Origin of the sequence: Cellulomonas sp. NPDC057328, from assembly GCF_042667215.1 — a bacterium.
Lineage (GTDB): Bacteria > Actinomycetota > Actinomycetes > Actinomycetales > Cellulomonadaceae > Cellulomonas.
The window spans coordinates 1-21,628 of the sequence record NZ_JBHUZW010000015.1; the positions used below are offsets into that span (position 1 = coordinate 1).

The following is a 21,628-nucleotide window of genomic DNA, read 5'->3' on the forward strand; positions in this document are numbered from 1 at the left end:
GGCCGGGATCGGCGTCCCGGCCGGGCCACGTCCGCGTCAGGACCGCCTGAGCAGCCCCCGCCGACGGGCGACGACGAGCGCGACGCCCGCCGCCAGGACCAGCAGGGCGACCACGCCGATGCCGATCCCGGTACCGGTGACCGCGAGGCCACCGGTCGCCGCCTGCGCGGCCAGCACCGTCAGCGTGGTGCTCGCGAGCACCGTGCCGTCGGTCGAGGCCTGCAGGACGTAGACGCCCGCCGTCGTGCGTGCCGGCACCGTCACCCGCAGGGTGGCCGTGCCGTCCGCCGCGACCGTCACCGTGCCGAGCAGCGTGCTGCCCGCCGGCGCCGTGGCGGCCGCCGCCGCACCGACGCCCGCGCCGCCGCGGGCCGTGGCCCCGGCGCCGAGGGAGACGGCGACCCGCTGCCCGGCGTCGAAGCCGGCCAGGCGGACCTGGACCTGCCCGCCGGCGCGGACCTGCGCCGAGTCCACCGTGATCGACGGCGTGCCGTCGGCCGGGGCCGTCGGCGACGTCGTCGGGGCGGTCGTCGGCCCGGCCGTCGGCTCACCCGTCGGGGAGGCCGTCGGCGTCGCCGTCGGCTCGTCCGTCGGGGTCGGCGTCGGCTCGTCCGTCGGGTCGACGGTCGGGGTCGGCGTCGGCTCCGCGGTGGGCTCCTCCGTCGGCTCGTCCGTGGGCTCCGGCGTCGGCGTCACCGTCGGGGTGGGCGTCGGCGTCGGCTCCGGCTCCTCCTCGGCCGCCACCAGCTGACCCACGCCCCAGCGGGCGGGGGTCTGGTAGCCGGCGCCCGTCGGGTCCGCCCAGTTGCGGATCGACGTGCGCGCACCGGCGGCCGCGTCGTTGACCTGGAAGTCCAGGCCGTGGAACGTGCCGAGCCCGGCCTCGTCGAGGAGGCTGATCGCCGCCTCGACGCGGTAGCCGCCGTCCGTGCGGACCACGGCCGACACCAGCCGCGCCTGCTGGAACGCGGTGTCACCCGTGCCGAACGACACCACGTTGTCCGCGCTGATGCGGATCTGCGTGTCGTCGTACCGGTAGGCGGTGCTCTTGAAGTTCCCGGCGTCGACGTAGAGCTCGACCGAGTCCTGGATCCACGGGTCGGAGCCCGTGACGTCGACGACCGGGTCCGCCACGTCCGCGAGGACGTAGAGGAGGTTGCCGCGCCACAGGGTGCGCACCTCGGCGGTCGCGCCGGTGGTGCCCTCGACCTGCTTGTCCGTGGTGACCACGTTCGCCGTGGACCACGCCTCGTCCACCTCGCCGTCGACGGCCGGCGCGGTGCCGGTCTCGACGACCTCGAGGAAGGACAGGGCCTCGACCAGCGAGAGCGTCCCGACCACGCCGGGCGTGTTCCAGCCCGTCGTCGTGGAGCCGTCGGTGACGCGCACGTCGAAGTCGAGCGTGTCGCCCTCGGCGGCACCGGAGAGCGGCAGGTGCACGACGGCCGACCAGCCGTCCTCCGACTCGGAGACGACGCCGTCGACGTCGCCCTCGCCGTCGCGCCCGAACGTGTACTCCTGCGTCCCGGCGACGAACGTCACCGCGTCGGCGTCCTGCTCGGTGGCGTCGGCCACCGTGACGTACGCGGTGAGGTGGTCGGGCGCCCAGCGGAGCTGGAAGCCGGCCACGTCGTCGATCGCGTGCAGCCGCAGGCGGTCCCAGTCGGCGGCCGACGTGGCGTCGTCGTCGAGCGGGACGTCACCGGCGAAGACGTCCGCCGTGCGCAGGCGCGCCGGCAGCTCGCCGTCGGCCGCGCCGTAGTAGGCGGGCTTGGCCGACAGGTCGTCGTCGAACAGCAGCGGTCCGCCGGACGAGTCGCGCCAGCTGCGCCCGTCCGTCAGGCCCCAGACCGTGACCGACCAGAGCTCGTCGGCGTGCTCGCGGAAGATCCGGAACGCGTCGCGGTAGTAGTAGCCCTGCTCGATGAACTTGGCCTGGCTCTCCGGCGTGCCGGTGGTGACGTCGAGCTCCGTGACGGCCTGCGTGAGGCCGAGGCCGGAGAACCTCTCGATGGCACCCTCGAGCGCGGAGACCGGCATCGCGAGGCTGACGTGGAACTGGTGGCCCACGCCGTCGATCGGCACGCCCCGGGCCAGCAGGCGCTGGACCAGGTCGAAGTACCGCTGCTGCTTGCCGGCCTGCTCGGTGTTGTAGTCGTTGATGAACAGCGTCACCGGGCGGTCGGTGCCGGGCGCGGCGTACTCGTCGTTGAACGCCTCCTCGGCGTACTCGAACGTGAGGTCGACGAACTCCTCGCCGAGGATCCGGTACCACTCGCTGCGGCGCATGCCGTCGGCGTACTCGGAGCCGTCGGAGATGACCTCGTTGACGACGTCCCAGGCGACCAGCGGGTTCGTGTCCGACCCGAAGAGGCCGTACTCGGACGCGAGGTACTCGGCGATGTCGAAGACGTGCGTGCGCAGCCGGTCGCGCAGGACCTGCTTGCCGGCCTCGTCGGCGGGCAGCGGGTTGCCGGCGTCGTCCTGGAAGAACCAGGCCGGCGTCTGGCTGTGCCACGCGAGCACGTGCCCGTACACGCGCAGGTCGTTCTCCTGCGCGTACCGCATGATGGCGTCCGCCTCGGGGTGCGGCGTGAACGTCCGCCCCGTGTACCAGGCCTCGGGCTTCATGTGGTTCTCGGGCGTGAGCTGCCCGAAGTGCAGCTCGGTGAGCTGCGCGGCCGAGCCGGTCGTCTCGCGGCTGTCGATCGCCACGCCGAGCGGGAAGTCGACCGTGCCCTTGAGCGGCGGCAGGTCCTGCACCGTGCCCGGGGGCGTCGGCGTGATCGCGACGTCGTCGACGAGGAACGTCGAGGTGTTGCCCGCCTCGCCGCTCGCCCACTCGGTCTCGAAGTAGATCTCCTGGACGCCCGCCGGCACGGCGAACCGGCCGGTGACGTGCGTCCACTCGCCGGTGACGCCGGTGATCTGGACGAGGTTGCTGTAGCCGTCCGTCTCGCCGGTGCGGGTGTGCGCGCTGAGCGTCATGTCGCCCGGCGTGCCCTCGAAGCGGATCCACGCGTCGAGGTCGTACGTCGTGCCGGGCACGAGGACGCCCGCGACGGGGTACTGCATGCCCTGGCCCTGCGACACGCGGCCGCTGACGCGGGCGGCGTGGTCGCTGTCGTGGCCCGGCTCGACGACCTCGACGGTCGGTGCGCCGTTGCCGTCGTCCCGCGGGGACCAGCCCTGCAGGGTGCCGTCCTCGAAGTCGCTGACGACGGTGCCGCCGGCGGGGTTCTCCGGGGCGCCGCCCGCGGGCAGCGTGAACGTCCAGCCGTCGGCCAGGCGCTCGGTGACGACCGTGCGCGTCGCCGCGACGGAGCCGGCACGGTCGCCGCCGCCGTCGTGCACGAGCACGATCTCGCCGGGCTTCATGGCGCGGCGGAGGTTGGCCGTGAGCGTGGCCTCGTCCTGCGTCTCCCAGTCGGAGATCGTGTTGACGACGCCGAGCGGCTGCATGCCGAGCTCGACGGCGACCGGGCGCGTGCTCCCCCACGAGCCGTTGGGCGCGCGGAAGTAAGGCACCTGCGCCTGCGGGTCGCCGAGCGCCGTGCGGATGATCTCGAGGTTCTCGACGAGGTCCGCGCGGACGCGGTCGGCCGACCAGCCACCCATGTCGGCGTAGCCGGTGGAGTGGTTGCACAGGGTGTGGCCCTCGCGGACGATCCGCTTGAGCAGGTCCGCACCGCCCGGCGCCTGGATGTTCTGGCCGATGACGCAGAACGTCGCGGGCAGGTCGTTCTCCGCGAGGAAGTCGAGGAGCGCGGTGGTGTCGGCGCCGTTGGGGCCGTCGTCGAACGTGAGCGCCGCGACGTCGCCCGTGCCGCGCGCGGCGGTGACCGGGGTGGTTGTCGGGTTCAGCGCGCCGCCGGGGACGACGGGCTCGGGCTGCTCGCCGCCGCCCGCACCGGGACGCGTGACGAGCACGTCGTCGAGCAGGACGGACACGTTGGTGCTGCCCGCGCCGGCCTCGAAGGTGAACTTCGCGGCGGCGGGGTCGGCCGTGGCCGGCAGCGTCCACGTGCCCTCGATCGTCGTCCACGCGGACGCCGTCACGGGCGTGTTCGCCAGCCAGTCGTAGGCCTCCTTGCCGTCGAACATCGTGAAGCGCGCCGTGGCGCCCGCGACGTCGTCGACCAGGCGCACCCGCGCGGACAGCGTGTACTCGACGCCCGCCTCCATGAGGCCGGCCGGCGACGCGACCGAGTCCCACGAGTTGGCGCGGCCGGTGATGCTCAGCGCCTTGCCGGCGCCCTCGTCGACGTAGCCGAACGTCGGGCTGCCGCTCTGCTGCAGCGGGCCGAGCGTGCCGTCGTCGAAGGTCGCCGAGAGGACCTCGGTGACCGTCGGCTCGGCGGCAGGACGCGTGACGAGCACGTCGTCGAGCAGGACGGACACGTTCGTGCTGCCCGCGCCGGCCTCGAAGGTGAACTTCGCCGCGGCGGGGTCGGCCGTGGCCGGCAGCGTCCACGTGCCCTCGATCGTCGTCCAGCCGGACGCCGTCACGGGCGTGTTCGCCAGCCAGTCGTAGGCCTCCTTGCCGTCGAACATCGTGAAGCGCGCCGTGGCGCCCGCGACGTCGTCGACCAGGCGCACCCGGGCGGACAGCGTGTACTCGACGCCCGCCTCCATGACGCCGGCCGCGGAGGCGACCGAGTCCCACGAGTTGGCGCGGTCGGTGATGCTGAGGGCCTTGCCCGTGCCCTCGTCGACGTAGCCGAAGGTCGGGCTCCCGCTCTGCTGGAGGTCGCCCAGGGTGCCGTCGTCGAAGTCCGCCTCCAGGACGACGACGGGCTCGGTGCCGGCGGCGAGCGCCTGCGTCCCGATGAGAGGAGCGGCGACCAGGCCGAGGACGACCGCTCCGATTCCGATACTTTCGAGGCCTGTTCTGGGCCTCCGGGTCCGACGCATCGACGCTCCCTTGCGCAACGACGGCAATGTGGCTGCAAACTACGCGAGCATCATGAAGCTGAACCAGTGTCCGACGGAAGGTTCGCCCGGACGGCGTTGCGCGATCGTGATCGAAAATATCGGTCGTTCAGGCTCTCGGGTGACGGCGCACGCGACGCGGCGACCTCAGGCGTCGCCCGCGTCGTGCACCACCCGGGCGACCTGCACCCGGTTGGCCGCGCCGAGCTTCGCGTACAGGTGCCCCACGTGCGTCTTTACGGTGGCCAGGCCCAGGTGCAGCTGCGCCGCCACCTCGGTGTTCGACAGGCCCTGCGCGACGGCCACCGCGACGTCCCGCTCGCGCGGCGTCAGGCCCGCGAGCAGCCGGCGCGCGGCCGCCCGGCGTGCGGCGTCCTGCGGCTGCGCGACCGTCGCGATGAGCTGCGCCGTCACCGTCGGCGACAGCGCGGGCTCCCCCGCCGCCACGCGGTGCACGGCGTCGACGAGCTGCGCCGGCGGGGTGTCCTTGAGCAGGAACCCCGCGGCGCCCTCGCGCAGCGCCCGCAGCACGAGCTCGTCCGCGTCGAACGTCGTCAGCACGACGACGCGCGCGCCGGAGCCGCGCGACCGCAGCGTGCGCAGCGCCGTGACGCCGTCCACGCGCGGCATGCGGACGTCCATGAGCACCACGTCCGGGCGCAGCTGCAGCACCTCGGTGACCGCCTCCTGCCCGTCGGCGCACTCGCCGACGACCTCGATGCGACGGTCCCCGCCGAGGATGAGGCGCAGCCCCGAGCGGACCATCGCGTCGTCGTCGACGACGACCACGCGCACCGTCGCCCCTCTCGCCGTGCCGTCCGTCCCCGGCACGTCCGCACCCGTCCCCGTCACGCCGACCACGGCAGCCACGCTCCCACGACGAACCGGTCCGTCCCGTCCGGCCCCCGCTCGCGCCCGTGCGCCAGCCCGCCCCCGGCGAGGGCGGCGCGCTCGTGCGCGCCCACCAGGCCGAGCCCCGCACCCGGCACGCGCCGGCCGTCGTCGGCACCGCCCACCGGCACGGCACCGCCCACCGGCACGGCACCGCCCACGGGCACGCGGCCACCGGCCGGCACGGGGACGCCCGCCGGCAGCGGGTTCGTCACCGTCAGCTCGAGCCGCCCTCCGGGCGCCCCGGCGAGCCGCACGGCCACGGGCGCGCCGGGCGCGTGCTTCTGCGCGTTCGTCAGCGCCTCCTGCAGCAGGCGGAACGCCGTGCGGGACACGGACGTCGGCACGTCGGCGAGCGACGCGCGCGCGGCCCCCGGCAGCCCCGACACGTCGAGCGCCACGGTCGCGCCCGCCTCGTCGAGGTCGGCCAGCAGGGCGGGCAGCTCGTCGAGGGTCGGCTGCGGCGGCTCGTGCTCCGCGGGCGCGGGGTCGTCGGCACGCAGCACGCCGAGGACCTCGCGGAGCTCCTCGAGCGCCCGGTGGGCGCTGTCGCGGATCGCCTCCGCGGCCGCGTGCGCCTGCTCGCGCGTCAGGTCGTCGCGGTACGCGAGCCCGCCCGCCTGCAGCGCCACGAGCGAGATGCGGTGCGCGAGCACGTCGTGCATCTCCCGGGCGATGCGGGTGCGCTCGGCGGCGCGGGCCTGCTCCGCGCGCGACTCCTGCGCCGCCTCGGCGGCCTCGGCACGCTCGCGCAGGGACCGCACGAGCTCGCGGCGGGCGCCGACGTAGAAGCCGACGGCGACGAACAGACCGACGAGGAGGACGGCCAGTGCCAGCACGGGCAGCAGCTCGGTGCGCTCGCCGCCGTACAGCGTCGTGTAGACCAGCTCGCTGGCGACCATGGCGACGAGCCACGTCGCCCCGACGGCCAGCACCTCGCGCCACCGGCGCCGCGTCGACACCGACACGAGCGCCAGCACCGCCGCGCCGACCGCGGCGGACGAGACGGCCGTGAGGGCGGCGGTGACCAGGGCGGTCGCCAGCGGGGTCCGCCGACGCAGGGCGAGCAGCCCGGTCGCCACGGCGCCGAGCAGGAGGTCGAGGAGGAGCGCGAGGACCGCGAACGGCTGCCACGCCTGCGTCGTCGTCGACACGTCCTCGACGAAGAGGGCCCAGACGACCAGGCCCACGGCCGCCGCCACGAGGTAGCGCCACGTGCGCGACCACGGGCCGAGGGGCGGTGGCGCCGGCGGGGCGGACGCGGGCGCCGGGGGCGCGGGGACGGGAGCGGGCATGCCCGGCAGCCTAGGTTCGCCGCCGCGCGGGCGGATCAGCCCCGCGGCACGGCCGTCTCCCCCGCGGGGAGGAGGCCGTCGGCCGCGCGGACGGGGGCGCGGGCGACCCCCACGCGCCCGTCGGCGTCGAGCGCCACCTCCACGCGCACGCGCCACGCGTCCGACGTCGCGGGGAAGTCCGTCCGGGCGTGCCCGCCGCGCGACTCCTCGCGCGCCAGCGCGGCCTGCGTCAGCACGGTCGCGACCTGGTGGACGTTCGTGGTCTCCCACTCGGCGGTCTGCGGCGCCGCGAGCGCGCGGCCGTCGTCGTGCCGGCGGTGCGCGTCCGTCGGGACGGCCGCGAGCACGTCGGCCGCCCGGTGCAGGCCGTCCCCGGACCGGAGCACACCCGGCCCGTCGGTGGCGGCACGCTGCACGCGCGAGCGCGCCGCGGCTGCCACGAGGGCCGCGTCCCCGGGCCGCTCGACCGGGTCGCCGGGGGCGAGGAAGCCGCCCTCGAGGCGGGCGACGACGTCGCGCGCGGCACGGTGCGCGAACACCAGGCCCTCGAGCAGCGAGTTCGACGCCAGCCGGTTCGCGCCGTGCACGCCGGTGCACGCGACCTCCCCCACCGCGTACAGGCCGGGCACGGACGCCCGTCCGTCGAGGTCCGTGACGACGCCGCCCGAGTGGTAGTGCTGCGCCGGCGCGACCGGCACCAGGTCGGTCGTCAGGTCGATGCCGTGCTCGAGCAGCCGCGCGTGGATCGTCGGGAAGCGGCGGCGCAGGAAGTCGGCGCCGAGGTGGCGCGCGTCGAGCCAGACGTGGTCCGCGCCGGTGGCGGCGGTCCGGCGGACGATGGCGTGCGCGACGACGTCCCGCGGCGCGAGCTCGGCCAGCGGGTGCTCGTCCGGCATGAACCGGACGCCGTCGGTGTCGAGCAGGTAGGCGCCCTCGCCGCGCACGGCCTCCGAGACGAGCGTCAGCTGCCCCTTCACCCCGGAGCCGAGCCACAGCACCGTCGGGTGGAACTGCACGAACTCCAGGTCGCCGAGCCGCGCGCCCGCGCGCAGGGCCGCGGCGATGCCGTCGCCCGTCGCGAGCGCCGGGTTGGTCGAGGACCGGTACACCTGCCCGATGCCGCCGGTGGCGAGCACCACCGCCGGCGCCAGCGCCGCGCCGACGCCGTCGCGCGAGCCCTCGCCGATGACGTGCAGCGTGACGCCGCGGACCGGGCCGGGGGCGCCGTCGGGGCCCGGCGCCCCCGTCAGCACGTCCAGGACGAGCGCATGCTCGACGACCTCGATGCCCGGGTCGTCGCGCACCGCCTCGATCTGCGCGACGAGCGCGCGGGAGATCTCGGCGCCCGTCGCGTCGCCGCCGGCGTGCGCGATGCGGTCGGCGAGGTGGCCGCCCTCGCGGGTCAGGCTGATCGCGCCGTCGGGGCCCGTGTCGAACACCGCGCCGCGCGTGACGAGCTCGTGCACCCGCGCCGGGCCCTCGGTCACGAGCATCTCGACCGCGCGCGGGTCGCACAGGCCGGCGCCCGCGACGAGCGTGTCGCGCAGGTGCGCGGCCGGCGAGTCGCCCGGGTCGAGCGCCGCGGCGATGCCGCCCTGCGCCCACACCGTCGACCCGGACGACAGCACGTCCTTCGTCACGAGCAGCACGCGGCGCACGCGCGTCCGCAGCTCCAGCGCGGCCGTGAGCCCCGCGATGCCCGACCCGACGACCACGGCGTCGGCGCGGACGGTCCAGCCCGGGGCGGGTGCCGCCAGGCGGGTCGCGAGGTGCGTCACCGGGCGTCGACGGGCGGGGCGTCGGCGTCCGTGCCGTGCGGCTGCGTGCCGTGCGGCGCCGACGCGACGGCCGCGCGGCCCTCGCCGAACGGCAGGCCGCTCGGCACGAGCCCGGCCTCGGCCGTCCACGCGGGCGGCACCTGCCCCGGGTCCTCGTTCGTGTCGACGACCCGGTTGTCCGCGTCGACGAGCACGACGTGCGGCGTGTACGTGCGGGCCTCGGCGTCGGACATCGTGCCGTAGGCGATGACGATCACGACGTCGCCCGGGTGCACGAGGTGCGCGGCGGCGCCGTTGACGCACACCTGCCCCGACCCGGCCTCGCCCGCGATCGCGTAGGTGGTCAGGCGCGAGCCGTTGGTGACGTCGACGACGTCGACCTGCTGCCCGGGCAGCACGTCCGCCGCCGCGAGCAGGTCCGCGTCGACCGTGATGGAGCCGACGTAGTGCAGGTCCGCCGCCGTCACCGTGGCACGGTGGATCTTGCCGGTCATCATCGTCCGCCGGAGCGTCGTCATGCGGCACCCCCGGCCGTGGCCGCGGCCCGCAGGGCGACGGGCGCGTTGTCGATGAGGCGCGTCGCGCCGACGCGGGCGGCGACGAGCAGCAGGGCGTCGGACGTCGCGTCGTCGGCGTCCGCGAACGTCGCCGGGTCGACGAGGGCGACGTAGTCGACCGCGTCGTCGGCGGTCAGGGCCGCGTCGAGGGCCGCGCGGGCGGCGGTGCGGACCGCGTCGGGGCCGGCGTCGGCCGCGGCCGCGCCCGCCCGCAGCGCCGCGGACAGCCCGAGCGCGCGGGCGCGCTCCGCGGCGGACAGGTACGCGTTGCGGCTCGAGAGGGCGAGGCCGTCGTCCTCGCGGACGGTCGGCTCCGCGACGACCTCGACCGGGACGTCGAGGTCGCGCACCATGCGGCGCACGGCGGCGAGCTGCTGCGCGTCCTTGGCGCCGAACACCGCGACGTCGGGGCGCGTCAGGTGCAGGAGCTTGAGCACGACCGTGAGGACGCCGTCGAGGTGCCCCGGGCGCGCGGCGCCCTCGAGCACGTCGCCGAGGCGGCCGGCGCCGACGTGCACCACCGGGTCGCCGTCGGGGTAGACGACGTCGACGGTCGGCGCCAGCACGACGTCGCCCGCGCCGAGCAGGCCCTCGCCGGTCAGCAGCGCGAGGTCCCCGTCGAGGTCGCGCGGGTAGCGCGCGAGGTCCTCGGACGGGCCGAACTGCAGCGGGTTGACGAAGATCGTCACCACGACCGCGTCCGCGAGCTCGCGCGCGCGGCGCACCAGCGCGAGGTGGCCGTCGTGCAGCGCGCCCATCGTCATCACCACGGCACGCAGGTACGGGCGCCCGCCGGCCGGGTCGTCGACGGCGAGCGCCGCCTCGTCCTGCGCGTCGAGCGCGTCCTCGAGGGCCTCGCGGTCCTGCACCAGCACGGGACTGGTCGTCATGCGTCCTCCTGCGGCGACGTGCCGCCGTCGTCGTGCGCGTCGTCCTGCGCGTCGTCCTGCACCACCGCGCGCCGGGGGTCCGGGCCCGGGGCGGCGCCGGGGCCGTCCTGAGGGTCCAACACCCCGGGCGCCGCGTTGATGCCCGCGAGCGCGTCGAGCACCCGCTGGGCGTCCGCGGGCCCGAGCAGGCCGGCCGCGAGCGCGCGCGACGTGGCCGCGCGAGCCAGGGCACCGTACCCGCTCGGCACGTCGACCGCGCCGGTCGCGGCCCCCAGTGCGGCGAGCGTCACAGCGTGCTCCTGCACGGTCCCGGCGTCGCCGCGGCGGACCGGTCCCGTCAGCGCCGTGATCGCGCCCGGGCCGTCGCCGCCGCCGGCGTCCTCGGCGCGCAGGGCGCCGTCGAGCGCGGCGTCCAGCAGGGGCCGCAGCACACGCCCGGGCTCGCCGACCCCGGCCGCGCGCAGCGCCTGCGCGGCCTGCGCGACGAGCACGACGAGGTGGTTCGCCGCGTGCGCGAGCCCCGCGTGGTACAGCCCGCGCGCCTCCTCGGCGACGACGACCGGCTCGCCGCCGACCTCGACGACGAGCGCCTGGCCGATCGGCAGCACCGGGGCGGGCGCGGTCACCGCGAACGCGCAGCCGACGAGCCGGGCGAGGTCGAGCGACGTCCCGGTGAACGTCATGGCCGGGTGCAGCGCGAGCGGGATGACGCCCGCGGCGCGCGCCGGCGCGAGCACGTCCACGCCGAAGCGTCCGGACGTGTGCACGACGATCTGCCCGGGCTGCCAGCCGCCCGTCCCCGCGAGGCCGCGCACGAGCCCCGGCAGGGCGTCGTCCGGCACGGCCAGCAGGACGAGCTCGGCGCGGCGCACCACCTCCGGCACGTCGACGACCGGCACGCCCGGCAGGAGCGTCGACGCGCGCTCGCGCGACGCCTGCGACACCGCGCTGACCGCCACGACGGGGTGCCCGGCACCGCGCAGCGCGCTGCCGAGCACGGCCCCCACGCGGCCCGCCCCGACGACGCCGACCCCGAGGCGCCCCGGGCGGGCGGCGGGGTCGGCGCTCACCGCACGTCCCCGGGTGCGTCCGGTGCGTCCGGCGGCGGCACCCGGCCGGCGGCGGGCTCCACCACGCCGAGGGACGCGGGCGCGTGCGGCGCCTCCGCCGCGCGCATCCACAGCTCGGGTCCGGCGACCGCCCGCGCCTGCCGCGCGCGCTCGGCCTGCTCGCCGAGCAGGGCCCCGGCGACGGCGCCGTCGAGGTGCGCCACCTGCGGGCTGACCGGCCCGGGCGTCGAGTGCGCGACGAACGTCGCCACCCCCAGCCGCCGCTGCACCGGGCCCTGCGTCACCGCGAGGCTCTGCGTGCGCTCGTGCGGGACGACGACGACGGTCCGCCACCAGCGCCCCGACCGCATGACCAGCGCGGTGCGCGTGACCAGCACGCCGTGCCGGCGCCAGCCCAGCGGGTCCAGCCAGCGCGCACGCTCCGGCGCGGGCGTGAAGCCGCCCGCGTCGCCCTGGCCGTCGAACGCCGCGTCGAGGGCGCCGAGCGGGTCGTCCGTGCCGAGGTCCGGCAGCACCAGCCACAGCGCGACCGCCGCCTCCTGGCGCGTCGCGACCGGGTGCAGCACCGACTCGTTGGCCGCCTCGGCGCCGTAGCCGGCGACGTTCATCTCGACGCGCCACCAGTCGGGGCGCCGCCACAGCGGTCCCTGCGTGAGGCGCACCGCCTGCACGCGCCCCGGCGGCACGGTCTGCGTGCGCGTCTCCGTCAGGCCGTGCCGCAGCCGGATGCCGTCCGGCGACGTGGCCGCGCGGAACGTCGCCGCGACGTTGAGCCGTCCCCACACGTACCCGCCGACGCCCAGCGCGCCGGGCACCACGACGAACAGCGGCCCGACGTCACCCGTGACGACGACGGCGACGACCGCCGCGACGACCACGACGACGAACACCCACGGCGAGGCCGAGCGCAGGATGGAGCGGACCAGGCGCGGCATCGGCACGTCGTAGACCTGCTGCTCGGGTGCGGCGACGAAGGGCTGCGGCGCGGGGGCGCCGGTCCCGTCGGGCGTCGCGGGCGCCGCCGTCGCGCCGGGCGCCGTGCCGTCCGTCGGCGCGGCACCGGTGGACGTGCCGGCGGCGGTGCCGTGGGGCGTGCCGTCGGCGGTGCCGTCCCGGGCCGGGCCGACGCCGGTCGCCGCGCCCGTCGCAGCCGGGGCGCCGCCCGGCCGCAGGCCCGCCGACAGCGCGAGGATCTGCGCGCGCAGCTGCTCCGCGTCGGGCTCTCGCAGGAACGCCAGCTGCACGGCCGACCCGGTGCCGCCCGCGACCTCGAGGTTGAGCTGCGCGAGGCCCAGCAGGCGCGCGAGCAGCGGCTGCACGACGTCGACGGCCTGCAGCCGGTCCAGCCGCGCCTGGCGCTGCTGACGGAACAGCAGGCCCTGGCGCAGGTGCACCGCCTCGTCCGTTACCGCGAACCTCGTGACGCGCCACGCGAGCGCCGAGTACACGAACCCGACGAGCGCGACCACGAGCAGCACGCCCAGGATCGCGAGCCACGCCCGGCCCGGCCCGAGCCACTCCCCCAGGTCGCGCAGGTTGTCGGCCGCCTGGAACCCGATGGCCGCGACGAACGCGGCGAAGACCTTCCACCCGCGCAGCGCCGGCGTGACGGGGTGCATGCGGCGCCAGTCGTACGCGTCCTCCGGGGCCCGCTCCGGCACCGGGCGCAGGTCGGTGCTCACAGGCCCGCCAGCCGGGCCTCGCCGCGCGACGCCAGACGGTCGCGCAGGCGGGCCGCCTCCTGCGGGGGCAGGCCGGGGATGGTCGCGTCCGTGCCGGGGGCCGCGGTGTGCAGCTGCACGGTCGCGATGCCGAACCGGCGCTGCACCGGGCCGGCGCTCACGTCGACGTACTGCATGCGGCCGTACGGCACCACGACGAGCTGCCGGAACAGGATGCCGCGCCGGATCAGCAGGTCGTCGGCGCGCTCCGCGTACCCCAGCGCGCGCACCTGCCGGCGGACCAGCAGCGCCGGCCACAGCACCAGCACGGCGGCCACGGCGGGGAACACCCACACCCAGCCGACGCCGATCAGCCCGGCGACCAGTGCGAGGACCACGACGAGGCCGCCGCCCCACAGCGCGAGCATGAGCAGGCGCACCGTGGCCAGGCGCGTCGACACCGGCGTCCACGTGACGTCCGCGGGGTCGAACGGTCCGGCGGCGGGCGCGGGGACGGGCGCCGGGGTCTGGGTGGTCATGGCCACCATCCTGGCACCGGCGGGGTCCGCCCGGCTCCGTCCCGGGACGGAGCCCGGCTGCGTGCGGAGCCGCCGGGCGCGGGCCGGCCGGGCGCGGGGTCAGCCTGCGGTCGGGTCGGCGTCCGGCTCGGGGCGCCGCTCGGCGTCGCCGTCCGGCGGCGGCACGCGGCAGAAGTGCTCGACGACGAGCCCGACGGCGGCGAGCACCGCGGCGCCCAGCACGGCCAGGCCCGCCGCCCCCGCACGCCCGGGGTTGCCGGGCACGTCCGCGTCCGTGAGCAGCGACAGGGCCTGCCCGCCGTACCAGCCGACGAGCAGCGCGCCGGTGTAGCACGACGCCTTCGCGAGGACGGCCGTGCGGGCGGCGCGCAGCGGGCTCAGCGACGGGCGCCTGCCCTGCTGGTACTGCCGCACCGCCCACCCGAGCGCGAGCACGACGCCGGCGATGACCAGCTCCACCGCGACGACGAGCCACGGCACCTCCGGCGGCGTGCTCGCCCCGCGGCCGACCGTCATCTGCATGAGCCACCACGTCACCGCCGTGGCGGCGGCGGCGACCAGGAGCAGCGTCCGCAGGCGGGTGGCGGTCACGGGCGGTGCGCGTCCCCGCGCGGGTCGCCGGCCCACGGCCCCGGCGCGGGCGGCGGCGGCACCGCCGGCGACGTCCCCGTCACCGGCAGGAACGGGCGCGGGCCCTCCGGCGTGGCGGACGGGTCGACCGAGCCCACCGGGTCGAACGGGCTGGACGTCGCCGTCTGCGGGTGCGCGTCCTCGACGTGCGGGCGCACCGTCTGCCCGGCGTCGGGGCCGTCCGGCTCGGGGCTGGCCGCCGGCACGGGCGCCGTCAGCCAGTCGAGCGCCATCCACCGCACGCCGTCGCGGTCGGGCGCCGTCGCGGCGAGCTGCGCCACGGGGCCGCCGCCGAGCCCCGGCAGGACCGCCTCGGGGTCGACCTGCGCCCACGGCTCGAGCACGAACGCGCGCTCGTGGGCGCGCGGGTGCGGCAGCTCGAGGTCGTCCGTGACGGCGAGCGTCGTGCCGTGCACGACGATGTCGATGTCCAGCGTGCGCGGGCCCCAGTGCTCGAGCCGCTCGCGGCCGTGCCGCTGCTCGACCGCGTGCACCGCGCGCAGCAGGTCGCGCGGTGCGAGGGTCGTGCGCGCCAGGACGACCGCGTTGAGGTAGTCGGGCTGGTCCGGGCCGCCGACCGACGCCGTCCGCGCGAGCGGCGACACCGCGACGACGTCCAGCCCGGGGACGGCGGCCAGGTCGGACACCGCCTGGCGCAGCGTCTCCTGCGCCGGCCCGAGGTTCGCCCCCAGCGCGAGCACCGTCTCGACGGGCTGCGCGGGCGCCCGGTCGAGCTCGTCGGTGAGCACCTCGCCCTCGACGGCGTCGTCGTCGCGCACCGGCGGCATGACCTGCGTGCGCGGGTCGTCGAGCGGGTCCGCGCGACGGTCGTCGAGCGGGCGGTCGAGCGGTCCGTCGAGCGGCCCGTCGAGGGGCTCGCGCAGCGGCGGCAGGAACTGGGTGCGCGCCTCCGCGGCGTCGTCGTGCGCGGGGGCGCCGCCCTCGCCGGCGCCGGCGTGGTCGGGCTCGTGCCGCGCGGCGTGCAGCGGGAGCCCGGACGACGGCGACGCGACGGGCGGCCCCACGGGTGCGGGGGCACCGGGGCCGGGACCGGCCAGCGCGGCGCCCGCGCCGGCGGCCACGGCCGGCTGCACGCCCGTCGGCACGGCGCCCGTGGGCGCCCCGCCCATCACCAGCGGACGCGTGCCGTCGGGACCGCTGTCCGCACCGGCCGCGTGGCGGGCGGGCACGGCGGGCGGCTCGGTGGCGGGCGCGCCGGCCGGCCCCGCGGGGGGCGCGGCGAGCGGGTCGCCCGGCAGGTCGACCGGCAGCCCGGCCGGGTCGTGCGGCAGGTCCGCCGCCTCGGCGGTCACGTGGACGCCCGGCGGGGGCGTCACGGGCAGCGGCGCCGTCGGCGGGTGCGGCACGGCGGGCCGCGGCCCGGTGTCGGCGCGGCGGACCTCGCCGGAGCCGGGGCGGTACGGCTCGGCGGCAGGCAGCTTGGTGCGGTCGCGGCGGATGGAGACGACGACGTCGCCGAACGGCACGGTGATCGGCGCCTGCGGCTTGTGCACCGCCACGTCGACGGCGTGCACGTGCGGCTGCGCGAGCACGGTCGCCGCGATGCGCTCGGCCACGGTCTCGATCAGGTCGGCCGGGTCGCCCGCCAGCACGGCGGCGACGTGCTCCGCCAGCGTGCCGTAGTTCAGCGTGTGCGCGAGGTCGTCGGTCGCGGCGGCCCGGCGCGTGTCGAGGTGCACGACGACGTCCGCGACGAACGTCTGCCCCTCGCGCCGCTCGTGCGCGAACACCCCGTGGTACCCGGTCGCACGGATGCCGTCGAGCCGGATCTGGTCCAGCCGTCGTCCGCCGCCGTCCTGCACGTCGTCCTGCGCGCTCACCGCACTCCCTCCGGTCCGGGCGTCCTGCCCGCAGCATGCCCGACGCGCACCGTCGCGCGCCCGGCCTTCGTGGTCGTGGCCGCAGGGACGTCCGCCGCCGGGGCGGCCGCGGCCCGCCAGGCGGCGGCGACGCGCACGGCGTCCGCCGACGCGGCGACCTCGTGCACGCGCACCGCCCACACGCCGGCCGCCGCCGCGAGGGCCGTCACGGCCGCCGTGGCGTGGTCGCGCGCGGCCGGCGGCACGGGCTGCCCGTCGGCGCCGGCGAGCAGGTGCCCGAGGAAGCGCTTGCGGCTCGCGCCGACCAGCACGGGGAACCCGTCCGCCACGAGCTCCGGCAGGTGCGCGAGCAGCGGCCAGTTGCTCGCGCCGGTCTTGGCGAAGCCGAGGCCCGGGTCGAGCACGACCTGGTCGTCGCGCACGCCCGCGCCGCGCAGCGCCGCGACCCGGTCGGCCAGCTCGCGCCGCACGTCGGCGACCACGTCGTCGTACCGGTCGTGCGCGTCCATGACGTCCGCGTGCCCGCGCCAGTGCATCGCCACGTACGCGGCGCCCGTGCGGGCGACGACGGCGGCCATGCCGGGGTCGGCCATGCCCCCCGACACGTCGTTGACCAGCACCGCGCCCGCGTCGACGGCGGCCTCCGCGACCGACGCGCGCGTCGTGTCGACGCTGACGGCCGCCCCCTCGGCGACGAGCCGGCGGACCACGGGCAGCACGCGCGCGAGCTCCTCGTCGACCGGCACCCGGGCGGCGCCGGGACGGGTGGACTCGCCGCCGACGTCGAGCAGGTCCGCGCCCTGCGCGGCGAGCTCGACGCCGTGCGCGACGGCCGCGTCGGCGTCGAACCAGCGCCCGCCGTCGGAGAACGAGTCGGGGGTGACGTTGACGACGCCCATGACGAGCGTGCGCCCCGGCGCGCGCAGCGCCGCCGGGAGGGCGGTCAGCCGCTCGTCGCCGGGCACGGTGCCGCCGCGCTCAGCGCCCGGCGACGAGGCTCATCGCCTCGGCGCGCGTGGCGACGTCGCGCATCTGGCCGCGCACCGCCGACGTCACGGTGCGCGAGCCCGGCTTGCGCACGCCGCGCATCGACATGCACAGGTGCTCGCACTCCACGACGACGAGGACGCCGCGGGGCTCCAGGACCTCGACGAGCGCGTCGGCGACCTGCGACGTGAGCCGCTCCTGCACCTGCGGCCGGCGGGCGTACACGTCGACGAGCCGCGCGAGCTTGGACAGGCCGGTGATGCGGCCGTGCTCGCCGGGGATGTAGCCGACGTGCGCGACGCCGTGGAACGGCACGAGGTGGTGCTCGCACGTGGAGTACACCTCGATGTCGCGCACGAGGACCATCTCCTCGTGCCCGAGGTCGAACGTCGTCGTCAGGACGTCGCGCGGCTCCTGGTACAGGCCGGCGAAGATCTCGCGGTACGCGCGGGCGACGCGGCCCGGCGTCTCGCGCAGGCCCTCGCGGTCCGGGTCCTCGCCGACGGCGAGCAGCAGCTCGCGGACCGCCCGCTCGGCGCGCGCCTCGTCGAACGGACCGACGGCGCGACCGGCACCGCGGCCGGTCTCGCCGATCGGCACGATCACCGAGTCCGGGTCCCGCTGCGCCACGTCCGCCTCCGCCCCGTCGACCTGCAGCTCGTCCGTCACGTCAGTGCTGCCCGCCCGTGTCCGGCGTCTGGCCCGGCGGGACCTCCACGACGACGGTCGCGGGGCGCTCGTCGTTCGCGGCGGCCGCCTCGTCCTGCGGCACCACCGGGTGGCCGTTCTGCGCGGCCTTCTCGGCCGGCGTCAGCACGGGCCCGCGGTCGCTGACCGAGCGGTCGTCGCCCGAGATCCACACGTCGCGCGGGGGGCGCTTCGTGATCGGCCGGAAGATCTCGGCCAGCTGCTCGCCGTTGAGGGTCTCCTTCTCGAGGAGCTCCAGCACCAGGTGGTCGAGCACGTCGCGGTACTCGACCAGGACGTCGCGCGCCTCGTCGTGCGCCCGCTCGATGAGCGCCCGCACCTCGAGGTCGATGGCCGCGGCCACGTCCTCCGAGTAGTCGCGCTGGTGGCCGACGTCGCGGCCGAGGAACATCTCGCTCGACTCCTGACCGAGCTTGATCGAGCCGATCCGGGCGCTCATGCCGTACTGCGTGACCATCTTGCGGGCCGTCGACGTGGCCTTCTCGATGTCGTTGCTCGCGCCCGTGGTCGGGTCGTGGAACACGAGCTCCTCCGCGACGCGGCCGCCCATGGCGTACGCGAGCTGGTCGAGCAGCTCGTTGCGCGTCGTGGAGTACTTGTCCTCCATCGGCATGACCATCGTGTACCCGAGGGCGCGCCCGCGGGGCAGGATCGTCACCTTCGTCACCGGGTCGGTGTACCGCATCGCGGCCGCCACCAGGGCGTGCCCGCCCTCGTGGTACGCGGTGATCTTCAGCTCCTTGACGTTCATCACGCGGGTCCGCTTCTGCGGGCCGGCGATGACGCGGTCGATCGCCTCGTCGAGCGCGGCGTCGTCGATCACCTGGGCGCTGCGGCGTGCCGTGAGCAGCGCGGCCTCGTTCAGCACGTTGGCCAGGTCGGCACCGCTGAACCCGGGGGTCCGGCGGGCGACGACGGCGAGGTCGACGCCGGGCGCCATCGGCTTGCCCTGCGCGTGGACCTTGAGGATGTGCTCGCGACCCTTGAGGTCGGGCGGCTCGACCGCGACCTGGCGGTCGAAGCGGCCCGGGCGCAGCAGCGCGGGGTCGAGGATGTCGGGGCGGTTCGTCGCCGCGATGAGGATGACGTTCGTCTTGACGTCGAACCCGTCCATCTCGACGAGCATCTGGTTGAGCGTCTGCTCGCGCTCGTCGTGCCCGCCGCCCAGGCCGGCGCCGCGGTGGCGGCCGACCGCGTCGATCTCGTCGACGAAGATGATCGCCGGCGAGTTCTCCTTGGCCTGCTGGAACAGGTCGCGCACGCGGCTGGCGCCGACGCCCACGAACATCTCGACGAAGTCCGAGCCGGAGATCGAGTAGAACGGCACGCCCGCCTCGCCCGCGACGGCGCGCGCGAGCAGGGTCTTGCCGGTCCCGGGCGGGCCGTAGAGCAGCACGCCCTTGGGGATCTTCGCGCCCACGGCCTGGAACTTGGCCGGCTCCGCGAGGAACTCCTTGATCTCCTGCAGCTCCTCGACCGCCTCGTCGACGCCCGCGACGTCCGCGAACGTCACCTTCGGCGACTCCTTGCTTACGAGCTTGGCCTTGGACTTGCCGAAGCTCATGACGCGCGAGCCGCCGCCCTGCATGTTCGACATCAGGAACCAGAACAGCGCCAGGATGATGACGAACGGCAGGAGGATGCCGAGCAGGCTGCCCCACCACGACGGCTGCGGCACCTTCGACGTGAAGCCCTCGGCGGGGTCGGCGGCGGTGACCGCCTCGACGACCTGCTCGCCCTGCGGCGTCACGTAGAAGAAGTAGACCTGCGTGCCGAGGTCGGTGTCCTCGTCGGGCTGGTACGCCTCGGTCAGCGTGAGGTCGACGCGCTGCGTCCCCTCCGTGATGAGGACCTGCTCGACCTTGCCGTCCTCGAGGAGCTCGAGGCCGGTCGAGGTGTCGACCTGCTGGACGCTGGGCATGCGCAGCATGCTGAGGGCGACCACCGTGAGGACGATGGCCAGCGCGACCCAGACCAGGGGGCCGCGGACGAGACGCTTGAGGTTCATGGGCGATCGGGGCCTGCGCCCCTCATCCTCCGCTCGCAGGGACTTCCGGCCCACGACGGTACACGGCGGCACTGGACGTTCCCTGGGTGTTCGCCCAGGGCACAGCCGGGTGCGCGCCGGCGTCCGCGGTGGTCAGGAGCCGTAGACGTGCGGGGCGAGCGTGCCGACGAACGGCAGGTTCCGGTACCGCTCGGCGTAGTCCAGGCCGTACCCGACGACGAACTCGTTGGGGATGTCGAAGCCGACGTACCGCACGGGCACCTCGACCTTCGCGGCGTCGGGCTTGCGCAGCATCGTCGCGATCTCGACGGACGCCGGCCCGCGCGAGCGCAGGTTCGACAGCAGCCAGCTCAGCGTCAGGCCCGAGTCGATGATGTCCTCGACGATGAGCACGTGCTTGCCGGTGAGGTCGGTGTCGAGGTCCTTGAGGATCCGCACCACGCCGGACGACTTCGTGCCCGACCCGTAGGACGACACCGCCATCCAGTCCATCGCGACCGGCACGCGCACGCGCCGCGCGAGGTCCGCCATGACCATGACCGCGCCCTTGAGCACGCCGACCAGCAGCACGTCGCGGCCCGCGTAGTCCGCGTCGATCTGCGCCGCCATCTCGTCCAGCCGGGTGTGCAGCTGGTCCTCGCTCAGCAGCACCCGCTCGAGGTCGTCGCCCATGTCCGACGCGTCCACGTCCCACTCCCGCCCGTCGCGCTCGTCCTGCTCGTGGCCGGCCGGCTCCCCGGGCGCGCGGCGCGCGGGGGCCGGCGCCTGGGCGCCGAGCCGGCCGAGGTAGAGCCTGCCACACGCACGCCGGGCCGCCCGCGCCCCCGGCAGGTGCGCGTCGCCCTGGCCGTGCCAGTCGGTGACGAGCGCGTCGACGGCCAGCACGTGGCGGCGCGCCAGCGACCCGGCCGGGACGCCCGCGCGCACGGCGGCGGCGTGCAGCGCGCGGCGGCGCACCGCCGGCGGCGCGGCGGCGAGGACGGCGACGTCGAGGACGACGACGGGCCCCTCCGTGCCGAGGTCCGGGGCGGCGCCGGCGGCGTCGGCGCTCACGTCCGCGGCGCGCAGGAGGTCGTCCGCGAGCCCGTCGAGCGCGTCGGCCGACTCCGCGAGCGCGTCCGCGGTGCGCGCGAGCGCCTGCGCGACGCCCGGGCCGAGGACGTCCTCGAGCAGCGGCAGGACGTCCCGGCGGACGCGGCTGCGCAGCGGGAGGGCGTCCGGGAGGCCGTCCACCCGGTCGTCCGCGCGCCCGTTCGTCGGGTCGTGCCACGGCACGAGGCCCTCGGCGGCGCAGGCCTCCTCGGTGGCCGTGCGGCGCAGGGCCAGCAGGGGCCGGCGCAGGAGCCCGCGCACGGGGCGCATGCCGGCGAGCGCCCGCTCCCCCGACCCGCGGGCCAGCGCGAGCAGGACCCCCTCGGCCTGGTCGTCGAGGGTGTGCCCGAGCAGCACGGCGACGGCACCCGTGCGGCGCGCGACGTCGTCGAGCGCGGCGTACCGGGCGGTGCGGGCGGCCGCCTCCGGGCCGCCGTCGGCGCCGACGGCCACCCGCACGACGTGCACGGGGTCGAGGCCGAGCCCGCGGCACGCGGCCGCCGCGGCGTCGGCGACCGCCGCGGAGCCCGCCTGCAGCGCGTGGTCGACGACCGCCGCCCCCGCCACCAGCGGCGCGCCCTGGCGCGCCCGGCGGCGCGCCTCGGACGCGAGCCCGGCGGCCAGGGCGAGCGAGTCCGCACCGCCGGAGCACGCGACGAGCACCGTGGCGCCCGCGGGCACGTCGGCGAGCGCACGCCGCACCGCCGTGCGCACGGCGGCGACGGCGGGAGCGGGTCCGCTCACCCGCC

General features: G+C 76.8%; 15 protein-coding genes and 1 pseudogene. All 16 read right to left on the reverse strand.

Annotated features, from left to right (window positions below; genetic code table 11):
* Positions 1-36: 36 nt before the first annotated feature.
* A complete protein-coding gene (locus ACFUMH_RS04710) occupies positions 37-4,914 on the reverse strand; it encodes an endo-1,4-beta-xylanase (RefSeq protein ID WP_378201154.1) in 4,878 nt (1,625 codons plus the stop codon).
* Between the two features lie 165 nt (positions 4,915-5,079).
* Positions 5,080-5,802 (reverse strand): response regulator, encoded by a 723-nt coding sequence (locus ACFUMH_RS04715; protein ID WP_378201157.1) that lies wholly within the window; start codon positions 5,800-5,802, stop codon positions 5,080-5,082.
* Positions 5,781-7,118, reverse strand: a complete 1,338-nt coding sequence (locus ACFUMH_RS04720) for a sensor histidine kinase (protein ID WP_378201160.1) — start codon at positions 7,116-7,118, stop codon at positions 5,781-5,783. Before ACFUMH_RS04720 ends, ACFUMH_RS04715 begins: the two co-directional genes overlap by 22 nt.
* A 35-nt stretch (positions 7,119-7,153) precedes the next feature.
* Positions 7,154-8,896, reverse strand: coding sequence for an L-aspartate oxidase (locus ACFUMH_RS04725; RefSeq protein WP_378201163.1), 1,743 nt, complete (start codon positions 8,894-8,896; stop codon positions 7,154-7,156).
* The gene (gene panD / locus ACFUMH_RS04730; RefSeq protein WP_378201166.1) at positions 8,893-9,414 is read right to left on the reverse strand and encodes an aspartate 1-decarboxylase; all 522 of its coding nucleotides are present in this window, start codon (positions 9,412-9,414) and stop codon (positions 8,893-8,895) included. The genes ACFUMH_RS04725 and panD overlap by 4 nt, the downstream gene beginning before the upstream one ends.
* The gene (gene panC / locus ACFUMH_RS04735) at positions 9,411-10,343 is read right to left on the reverse strand and encodes a pantoate--beta-alanine ligase (protein ID WP_378201169.1); all 933 of its coding nucleotides are present in this window, start codon (positions 10,341-10,343) and stop codon (positions 9,411-9,413) included. Before panC ends, panD begins: the two co-directional genes overlap by 4 nt.
* Positions 10,340-11,413, reverse strand: coding sequence for a Rossmann-like and DUF2520 domain-containing protein (locus tag ACFUMH_RS04740; protein ID WP_378201172.1), 1,074 nt, complete (start codon positions 11,411-11,413; stop codon positions 10,340-10,342). Before ACFUMH_RS04740 ends, panC begins: the two co-directional genes overlap by 4 nt.
* Positions 11,410-13,095, reverse strand: a complete 1,686-nt coding sequence (locus ACFUMH_RS04745) for a PH domain-containing protein (protein WP_378201175.1) — start codon at positions 13,093-13,095, stop codon at positions 11,410-11,412. Before ACFUMH_RS04745 ends, ACFUMH_RS04740 begins: the two co-directional genes overlap by 4 nt.
* On the reverse strand, positions 13,092-13,613 hold the full coding sequence (locus tag ACFUMH_RS04750) for a PH domain-containing protein (protein ID WP_378201178.1): 522 nt from the start codon (positions 13,611-13,613) through the stop codon (positions 13,092-13,094). The genes ACFUMH_RS04745 and ACFUMH_RS04750 overlap by 4 nt, the downstream gene beginning before the upstream one ends.
* Positions 13,614-13,712: 99 nt before the next feature.
* Entirely contained in the window at positions 13,713-14,204 is a 492-nt protein-coding gene (locus ACFUMH_RS04755; RefSeq protein WP_378201181.1) for a DUF3180 domain-containing protein, read from the reverse strand.
* Positions 14,201-16,084, reverse strand: coding sequence for a 2-amino-4-hydroxy-6-hydroxymethyldihydropteridine diphosphokinase (gene folK, locus ACFUMH_RS04760; RefSeq protein ID WP_378201184.1), 1,884 nt, complete (start codon positions 16,082-16,084; stop codon positions 14,201-14,203). Before folK ends, ACFUMH_RS04755 begins: the two co-directional genes overlap by 4 nt.
* Positions 16,081-16,983: a dihydropteroate synthase gene (gene folP, locus ACFUMH_RS04765; protein ID WP_378201258.1), complete on the reverse strand. Its 903-nt coding sequence runs from the start codon at positions 16,981-16,983 to the stop codon at positions 16,081-16,083. The genes folK and folP overlap by 4 nt, the downstream gene beginning before the upstream one ends.
* A 79-nt stretch (positions 16,984-17,062) precedes the next feature.
* A complete protein-coding gene (folE, locus tag ACFUMH_RS04770; RefSeq protein ID WP_378201261.1) occupies positions 17,063-17,665 on the reverse strand; it encodes a GTP cyclohydrolase I FolE in 603 nt (200 codons plus the stop codon).
* 76 nt (positions 17,666-17,741) lie between these two features.
* Positions 17,742-19,787, reverse strand: coding sequence for an ATP-dependent zinc metalloprotease FtsH (ftsH, locus tag ACFUMH_RS04775; protein ID WP_378201187.1), 2,046 nt, complete (start codon positions 19,785-19,787; stop codon positions 17,742-17,744).
* A 132-nt stretch (positions 19,788-19,919) separates the two neighbouring features.
* Positions 19,920-20,474: a hypoxanthine phosphoribosyltransferase gene (gene hpt / locus ACFUMH_RS04780; RefSeq protein ID WP_378201264.1), complete on the reverse strand. Its 555-nt coding sequence runs from the start codon at positions 20,472-20,474 to the stop codon at positions 19,920-19,922.
* A 111-nt stretch (positions 20,475-20,585) separates the two neighbouring features.
* Positions 20,586-21,623 (reverse strand): annotated as a pseudogene (gene tilS / locus ACFUMH_RS04785) (tRNA lysidine(34) synthetase TilS); the annotation flags it as partial.
* Positions 21,624-21,628 lie beyond the last annotated feature (5 nt).

Coding starts and splice junctions, on each gene's coding strand:
- ACFUMH_RS04710 (WP_378201154.1), bottom strand. CDS start 4,914: ATGCGTCGGACCCGGAGGCCCAGAACAGGCCTCGAAAGTATCGGAATC.
- ACFUMH_RS04720 (WP_378201160.1), bottom strand. CDS start 7,118: ATGCCCGCTCCCGTCCCCGCGCCCCCGGCGCCCGCGTCCGCCCCGCCG.
- panD (WP_378201166.1), bottom strand. CDS start 9,414: ATGACGACGCTCCGGCGGACGATGATGACCGGCAAGATCCACCGTGCC.
- panC (WP_378201169.1), bottom strand. CDS start 10,343: ATGACGACCAGTCCCGTGCTGGTGCAGGACCGCGAGGCCCTCGAGGAC.
- ACFUMH_RS04750 (WP_378201178.1), bottom strand. CDS start 13,613: ATGACCACCCAGACCCCGGCGCCCGTCCCCGCGCCCGCCGCCGGACCG.
- folP (WP_378201258.1), bottom strand. CDS start 16,983: ATGGGCGTCGTCAACGTCACCCCCGACTCGTTCTCCGACGGCGGGCGC.
- ftsH (WP_378201187.1), bottom strand. CDS start 19,787: ATGAACCTCAAGCGTCTCGTCCGCGGCCCCCTGGTCTGGGTCGCGCTG.